Consider the following 5,951-nt stretch of genomic DNA (forward strand, 5'->3'; position numbering starts at 1 on the left):
CAATAAAAAGCCCACTTACTCGTCAAAATAAGTGGGCCAGTGCTGTAGTCACTTTCTTCGTATTACGTCTTCTTCTTATCGCAAAAACAATATAGCACTAAGGCTTTGATCAGAAAGTATAGAGAATATTAAGAAACTGTTTTCAAATGTTGAACTTAAGTTAATTTTCTTTTCAGGTAATAAATTCTAAGCATTAAAAAAGCCCACCATTTGGAGAGCTTTCCTTGATGCTTAAACCTATTCTTTTGAACACTTCACTTCAAACTGATATTCGTCTTGGGTAACCTTAATTTTAATATTTTTATATTTTCGTTTGTTTGGATCCATTGCCGAGCCAGCCACTTCCTCAAAAAAGCTACGATCATTCATTAGCTCGCCATACACTTTATAGCCTAATAAAATCTTTTCAGGCTTTTTGCCTTCAGCCACTAATTTACCGAGAGTATCTTCTAGTTTTTTAACAGTTAAAATCGCCATTTCAATTAGAGCTCAAAAACAAAAAGGCATTATCACTTAATTTTATGAATAAATAATGTCAAAAAAGCCCACCTTTCGATGAGCTTTAATGCCTTGGTCTCGGTTGAACCGTAATACGACCAGTATAGAAAAAGAATACCTTACATCCATATAGGATGTCAAACACTCAATTTTCTTAAATTTTTTCGGTACTGGCCTGCATAATGCTCTACCTCATCATTCAACTCTTTGAGCAAAAGCTCAACTGCATTACCTAGCCATGCATAGCGTTTTGAATAAGTATTTGGTTCAATATAATCAATTCCTGAAAATACTAAGCGGCCTTTCAATGTATGGTATTCACGCAACTTTGGACGCAATGAATAAAACAGCTCCATACGTGCAATGTGTTTGCAGAATTGCGGCATATCAAAACTTTCACGCTGCTTATCCATTTCCTCTTGCACCATACGCCATAAGTAATCTGAGATGTATTTTGTGACCACGGAATAATTATCCGTATTGTCTCGATAATCACCCCATACCAAAATTGACGCATAAGCCTTGGTTTCATCATTTGGCATTAAAGCAATTGCGCCACAACGATCTTCCCAATTGACAGGGATTTCATTTGTTGGTGGTGTATCTGCTTCATAATTTGCTGTTTTGGCTCTTAACTGCTGCCCCAACCATTCAATATTTGTCATCTTTTCAGCTACCGTCGCATTCATCCCAAATCCCCTACCATCTTCTCAATTTGCTGGATCGCGTGACCTGACTTCACTTGATCCGTACTAAACCGTATTACCTGATAACCCATCATGGTTGCTGCGTTATATTTTTCCATGTCCCCGATATACCCCTTACTTCTGGTATGCCTTCCTCCACTCCAGATCCCACCTTCAACTTCAACCAGTATCTTTTTTCCTGCCAGGTGGAAATCAGCTCTCCATTTCCGCTTTGGGTGAAACTCAAATTCCTGCTCAAACTCAATTTTTAAAGTTTTGAGTTCTCCGGCCAGTTTCGCTTCAAACTCATTTGGTATTTTTTCGCCTTTGACCTTAGGGCGCTTGGAACGCCCTTTAGGTTTGGTGGCTTTAACCATTTTTTTATATTCAGCAATTGAGTAGCTGGTCATTCACCCCAAACCCTCAATACAACGGCGCCAATAGCCATGAAAATAAACATCAGCGCTTTGTTTAGATCCTTCATACGGCAATTTCACCCTTTACATTCATAATGTCTTTGGCATATGCAGTTGCACGGTAATGACTCTCTGATACACGCTCCAAATAACCACCTTTGACATGCTCCTGAAGCAGGCTGTAAATAGTGGTTCTATGGAAATCAAAAACAGCTTCTTGCACGTCCTTCACTGAAAATGGCGTAGTGGCATAACAAGCAAAAAGCATCAAACTTATCTGATCTTCAAAGCTAACTTTCCTATGGATTTTTGACTGATCATCAGAATCAATTTGCTTAATCTCGCCACCATTTTTCAAAAATTCTTCAATTGTTGTATTCACACCCCACCCCCTACACGCTGATCTGTCCAATTGCATTCAACTACGGTTAATCCACCCTGTTGAAAACGAGACCAAAGACGATCACCCAAGTCTTTCTGCAGCTCAGCTAATGTCAGATTAGAAATCAGCATGGTCGGCTTCATCCGGTCATAGCGTGCATATAAAACTTTGTGAACTAGCTCACGGCGTTTATCACGGTCATGCAATCCATATTCATCCAGGATCAACAGGTCGTACTGGCTGAAATCATAAATCACAGATTTTTCTGTAGCGTCCGGCTGCTCCCATGCGTTCATGATTCGCTGTGCCAGATCTTCGCTGGTGATGTAGCGTGCATACTTTCCCTTGTTGAGCAATGTCCGAGCCGTTGCACAGCTGAGATGAGTTTTTCCTGTACCAGTAGGCCCCACCATCACAAAGTTGTTTTTATGGCCATGGATCATGTTCTTCGCGAATGAAACAACTTGATTCAGTGCGTTCTGTTGACCAGCATGCTGAACGATATAATTCTTAAATCCTGACTCAGCATGGCGTTCTGGGAGCATTGCACCAGCAAAGTGTTTTTCACGTACGGTACGATCAATTTCAGCCTGTGCATTGCGCTTTTGCTCTTCCAGAAACTCAACGGCGCATTGTGGGCACTTCTGAAAAGGGCCTGCTTGTACCATGGCGGTTTTATGTTTCGAGCAGATCGCTTGTGTTTGTTTTAATCCCTGAGTTAGCATCGACATTGCGTTCATACAAAGTCCTCCGGGATATGGACTGGTGAATTCACTGGTGCGTGATGTTGCGATGCTTGGTCTGCCCAAGCTGTATTCACATCCAGATTAGAATTTTGTTTTTCAGAAGATTGATACGTTTTTTGAGTATATTTACGTTTGATCCACTTCACGAAGTTTGAATACATCTGGGTATCTGTGATCAAGCCTGCGTTCAAACGTGGTTCGTAATGGGCATTCACTTCAAGTAAAATCTGATTCACCAGTTCTTGGGTCATCGGGGTTTCACCTGATCGCTGTAACCAAGAATTCAGAGAATGTAAATCTGGTGTCCAGAGATTTAGAACCTGATCAACCGAATTTTCCTGTGCGTTTCTCTCTTTAAAGTTTTCTTTAAATGTTTCTTTAAGTGTTTCTTTAAGTGTTTCTTTAATAGTGCCCCGTTCAACGGTACTGGTCCCGTCACCTTTCACGGTACTAGTCCCGTCCCGTTTGGTGGTACTAGTCCCATCACCTTTAAGGGTACTACCCTCATTTGGTACTAGTCCCTTTTCGCGGTACTGGTCAGGAGTGAATAAATATTCATTCAAACAGCCTGTTGTTCTTTCAACTTTGATTAAGCCAAGCTCTTCCAGATCACGAATACATGACATAACCGTATCGCGTTTTTTGATACCGCAATATTTTTGAAATTGAGTGATAGCAATTGGGTGAGATGCGCGGTCAAATCCAATGGTTTGACGCATGACAAACATTAAACACTTAAATGCCTTATCGTTTAACTGAGCCATGATCTGACCGTCAATTAAACCATTTGGCATCTTGGTGTAGCGCTCTTCTTTATTCGACATAGCTTTGCGCTCATTTTTTGGAAAATGAACTACTTGCCCTTGAGGTATTGGTGGTTCATGTGCTAAATTTGATTTCATTCATTACTCCAGTGTTCTGAATACAAAAGCCTGACCTTCCACGTCAGGCTTTTTCATTTTGTGCGTTTGATGTGTAGCGCTTCATTTGCTTAAAGGCTGCCTGATCTGCTGCTGTAGCAAACTCGATAATACGTTGAAAAATTGCGTGGATTTCTTCATATTCCTGCGGTGTGATTACGCCATCTTCATAGGCCTCATATACCTTCTGATTCGCCTGCCCATTACAGATATTCCCCTGCATCATTGCTTCAATTACTGATAGCTCGTGATGCTTACTGCCGTCACAGCCAGTAGGAATCAGAGCCAATCCCAACTGATGCGCCCATGCACGTAAAACAACCGGATTGCCAGTGAAAGAAAGCATCATTTCGAACTTCTTTAGGCTTGGTAGGTAGTCCATATTGGGATTTGCATAATTCAACACAGTCTTATGGGAGTCGCCCAGAACATCAGCGATCTGCTTCGGATCAATACCTGGTGTTTGGTGAACCATCTTGTACATCGCACTCTGTGCTTCTTTACTGAATTCCATGTGTGAATCCCTTTATATATTCACATTTATTTCAAATGCTTATTTGGTGATAATTAGTTTAAGCAGAGAGTGCTTGGTTGCGGATGTAATCAAAATCTGCGTCCGGACAAAGCAGATCACAGCTAACTGCGCCATAGCTCTCTTTATCAATTTTGATAGCTAAAGAAGCACTGCATTTACTGTTGCCATACATGATCTGGTTTAAATAGCCCAGTGATGTTTGGCAGCGTTTTGCAAATACTTCTCGATCAGTTGACGAAAGATTGGCTAGGAAGGCTTTTAGTTCGGTTGTGTTTGCAGAAGACATGTCTAAATCTCCCAATAGTAATATTTAGTAAATACTAATTTTATTTACTAAGCAAGTCAACAGAGATTTAGTGTTTACGAATTTACTTTTTACTAAAAACTAGATGAAATAGAACTATGGACATTATTTCTTTACGACGCGCTAATTTACGCCGAGCAATTGATGCTAAAAATAAATCAGAAGGGTTTACTTCAGATGCTGCTTTTTGCGAGCACTACGATCTGAACCCTAGCCATATATCTCAACTTGTAAAAGGACATGGGAGTTTTGGCGAGCGCGCAGCTCGAAACCTTGAGAAAAAGGTAGGCTGGGAGCCTGGACTATTAGATAAAGAGCAGATCAAGAATATTTTTGGTGAAGAAACCTTAGCGAATGTTCCGCGTGTTAGAGCGCGTATGGCTCCCGTATTATCTTGGGTTCAAGCTGGTACATTCACTAATGTCGCTGCAGTTGATATGAGTGAAGTTTCTCAATGGCTTCCCCTTCCAGAAGATGAATGTTCAAACTGCTTCTTTCTCAGGGTTCAAGGCATAAGCAATTTCCCTGATTTTATTGAAGGTGACTACATTGTTGTGAACCCTGATGCTTACTATGGGGATATGCAATCGGGTGACATTATTGTGGTTCGTCGTGGTGAGGATGCTACTTTTAAAAAGTTAGTGATCGAAACAAATGGCAAGAGATATCTTCAAGCATTAAACCCAGATTTCAAGCCAAACATAATTGAATTTGATGAAGAATGTCAATTTATTGGACAGGTGGTTGACTGTGTAAGATATGTTTATCACGCCAAACCAAGAGTAAGAAAAAATTAAGAATAAAAGCAGCTACATGCGGCTTGTAACAAAGAAGCACCCAATAAAGAAAAACTCTTGAAGAGGAAAGCACAATGATCGCAACACTTAATAAATCCAAAACTGCGCTAACAATTAATCGTCAAGAGTTTAAGTTGGCATTAGGTAAAATCGGTGAAGGGATTGATAAGCAAATAGCTTCGCTTAAGAAGGCCAAGCAAAGCTATGACGCTGCTGAAATAGCACGTGAGGTCATTAGTGAGGCAAATATCTTTGAAGTTATTATTGAAGGCTTTAACGAAGCAGAAGAGACGAATCTAAAGCTGACTGACATAACCAATCTTGAAGTGGCCCAAGGATGGATAGATGAATTTTTAGAAAAGTATTCAGATATATAAATAGCCCAATCAATTTTTGTTGGCTGAAGAAGGAAAATTGGCCAAAAGAGGGCTGATAAAAAAGCTGATTAAAACCGAGGAAATAGCTAATAAATATAATGCAAAAGATTGAAATAAATTCACCGAAGATCAGTCATGTGTTTTACCAGCACCACTTGTTGACTGTAGTACTTCAGACGGGTGAAAGATTTCTTTATCGTCTTCTTGAATCTACTACTTTTGCTAAATTTATGGATTCAACTGATAAAGATAAATTTTATAAAACTGAAATTTGTCTTGTCCTGAAATAG

11 protein-coding genes are annotated in these 5,951 nt (G+C 40.0%); 3 read left to right on the top strand and 8 right to left on the bottom strand.

Features of this window, described 5'->3' with window-relative positions; all coding sequences use genetic code 11:
• Positions 1-237: 237 nt before the first annotated feature.
• From B3Q46_RS06490 to B3Q46_RS06525, 8 genes are all read right to left on the bottom strand, one after another.
• Positions 238-477 (bottom strand): hypothetical protein, encoded by a 240-nt coding sequence (locus B3Q46_RS06490; RefSeq protein WP_004279605.1) that lies wholly within the window; start codon positions 475-477, stop codon positions 238-240.
• Between the two features lie 158 nt (positions 478-635).
• Positions 636-1,187: a hypothetical protein gene (locus B3Q46_RS06495; RefSeq protein ID WP_004279603.1), complete on the bottom strand. Its 552-nt coding sequence runs from the start codon at positions 1,185-1,187 to the stop codon at positions 636-638.
• On the bottom strand, positions 1,184-1,594 hold the full coding sequence (locus B3Q46_RS06500; RefSeq protein WP_286714006.1) for a DUF559 domain-containing protein: 411 nt from the start codon (positions 1,592-1,594) through the stop codon (positions 1,184-1,186). The genes B3Q46_RS06495 and B3Q46_RS06500 overlap by 4 nt, the downstream gene beginning before the upstream one ends.
• A gap of 70 nt (positions 1,595-1,664) precedes the next feature.
• Positions 1,665-1,982, bottom strand: a complete 318-nt coding sequence (locus B3Q46_RS06505; protein WP_004730172.1) for a hypothetical protein — start codon at positions 1,980-1,982, stop codon at positions 1,665-1,667.
• Positions 1,979-2,722 carry an ATP-binding protein gene (locus tag B3Q46_RS06510; RefSeq protein WP_286714007.1) on the bottom strand — a complete coding sequence of 248 codons (744 nt, stop codon included), beginning with the start codon at positions 2,720-2,722 and terminating at the stop codon, positions 1,979-1,981. The genes B3Q46_RS06505 and B3Q46_RS06510 overlap by 4 nt, the downstream gene beginning before the upstream one ends.
• A complete protein-coding gene (locus B3Q46_RS06515; RefSeq protein ID WP_286714008.1) occupies positions 2,719-3,630 on the bottom strand; it encodes a replication protein in 912 nt (303 codons plus the stop codon). The genes B3Q46_RS06510 and B3Q46_RS06515 overlap by 4 nt, the downstream gene beginning before the upstream one ends.
• Before the next feature lie 43 nt (positions 3,631-3,673).
• Positions 3,674-4,162 carry a phage regulatory CII family protein gene (locus B3Q46_RS06520; protein ID WP_005104438.1) on the bottom strand — a complete coding sequence of 163 codons (489 nt, stop codon included), beginning with the start codon at positions 4,160-4,162 and terminating at the stop codon, positions 3,674-3,676.
• A gap of 58 nt (positions 4,163-4,220) precedes the next feature.
• Positions 4,221-4,469, bottom strand: coding sequence for a hypothetical protein (locus B3Q46_RS06525; RefSeq protein ID WP_005104440.1), 249 nt, complete (start codon positions 4,467-4,469; stop codon positions 4,221-4,223).
• A 116-nt stretch (positions 4,470-4,585) separates the two neighbouring features.
• Here B3Q46_RS06525 and B3Q46_RS06530 point away from each other — a divergent pair, with 116 nt between their 5' ends.
• The 3 genes from B3Q46_RS06530 to B3Q46_RS06540 all read left to right on the top strand — a co-directional run bounded on the left by B3Q46_RS06530 (position 4,586) and on the right by B3Q46_RS06540 (position 5,951).
• Positions 4,586-5,284: a LexA family protein gene (locus tag B3Q46_RS06530; RefSeq protein WP_005104441.1), complete on the top strand. Its 699-nt coding sequence runs from the start codon at positions 4,586-4,588 to the stop codon at positions 5,282-5,284.
• Between the two features lie 74 nt (positions 5,285-5,358).
• A complete protein-coding gene (locus B3Q46_RS06535; RefSeq protein ID WP_005104443.1) occupies positions 5,359-5,661 on the top strand; it encodes a hypothetical protein in 303 nt (100 codons plus the stop codon).
• A gap of 98 nt (positions 5,662-5,759) precedes the next feature.
• Positions 5,760-5,951 (top strand): hypothetical protein, encoded by a 192-nt coding sequence (locus B3Q46_RS06540; RefSeq protein WP_286714009.1) that lies wholly within the window; start codon positions 5,760-5,762, stop codon positions 5,949-5,951.

This window comes from Acinetobacter sp. UBA2581 (genome assembly GCF_002339435.1).
Taxonomy (GTDB): Bacteria; Pseudomonadota; Gammaproteobacteria; order Pseudomonadales; family Moraxellaceae; genus Acinetobacter; species Acinetobacter variabilis.

What these genes read in the sequence shown, in the direction of transcription:
- B3Q46_RS06490 (WP_004279605.1), bottom strand. Translation starts at nt 477, where the DNA reads ATGGCGATTTTAACTGTTAAAAAACTAGAAGATACTCTCGGTAAATTA.
- B3Q46_RS06495 (WP_004279603.1), bottom strand. Translation starts at nt 1,187, where the DNA reads ATGAATGCGACGGTAGCTGAAAAGATGACAAATATTGAATGGTTGGGG.
- B3Q46_RS06500 (WP_286714006.1), bottom strand. Translation starts at nt 1,594, where the DNA reads ATGACCAGCTACTCAATTGCTGAATATAAAAAAATGGTTAAAGCCACC.
- B3Q46_RS06510 (WP_286714007.1), bottom strand. Translation starts at nt 2,722, where the DNA reads ATGAACGCAATGTCGATGCTAACTCAGGGATTAAAACAAACACAAGCG.
- B3Q46_RS06515 (WP_286714008.1), bottom strand. Translation starts at nt 3,630, where the DNA reads ATGAAATCAAATTTAGCACATGAACCACCAATACCTCAAGGGCAAGTA.
- B3Q46_RS06520 (WP_005104438.1), bottom strand. Translation starts at nt 4,162, where the DNA reads ATGGAATTCAGTAAAGAAGCACAGAGTGCGATGTACAAGATGGTTCAC.
- B3Q46_RS06525 (WP_005104440.1), bottom strand. Translation starts at nt 4,469, where the DNA reads ATGTCTTCTGCAAACACAACCGAACTAAAAGCCTTCCTAGCCAATCTT.
- B3Q46_RS06530 (WP_005104441.1), top strand. Translation starts at nt 4,586, where the DNA reads ATGGACATTATTTCTTTACGACGCGCTAATTTACGCCGAGCAATTGAT.
- B3Q46_RS06535 (WP_005104443.1), top strand. Translation starts at nt 5,359, where the DNA reads ATGATCGCAACACTTAATAAATCCAAAACTGCGCTAACAATTAATCGT.
- B3Q46_RS06540 (WP_286714009.1), top strand. Translation starts at nt 5,760, where the DNA reads ATGCAAAAGATTGAAATAAATTCACCGAAGATCAGTCATGTGTTTTAC.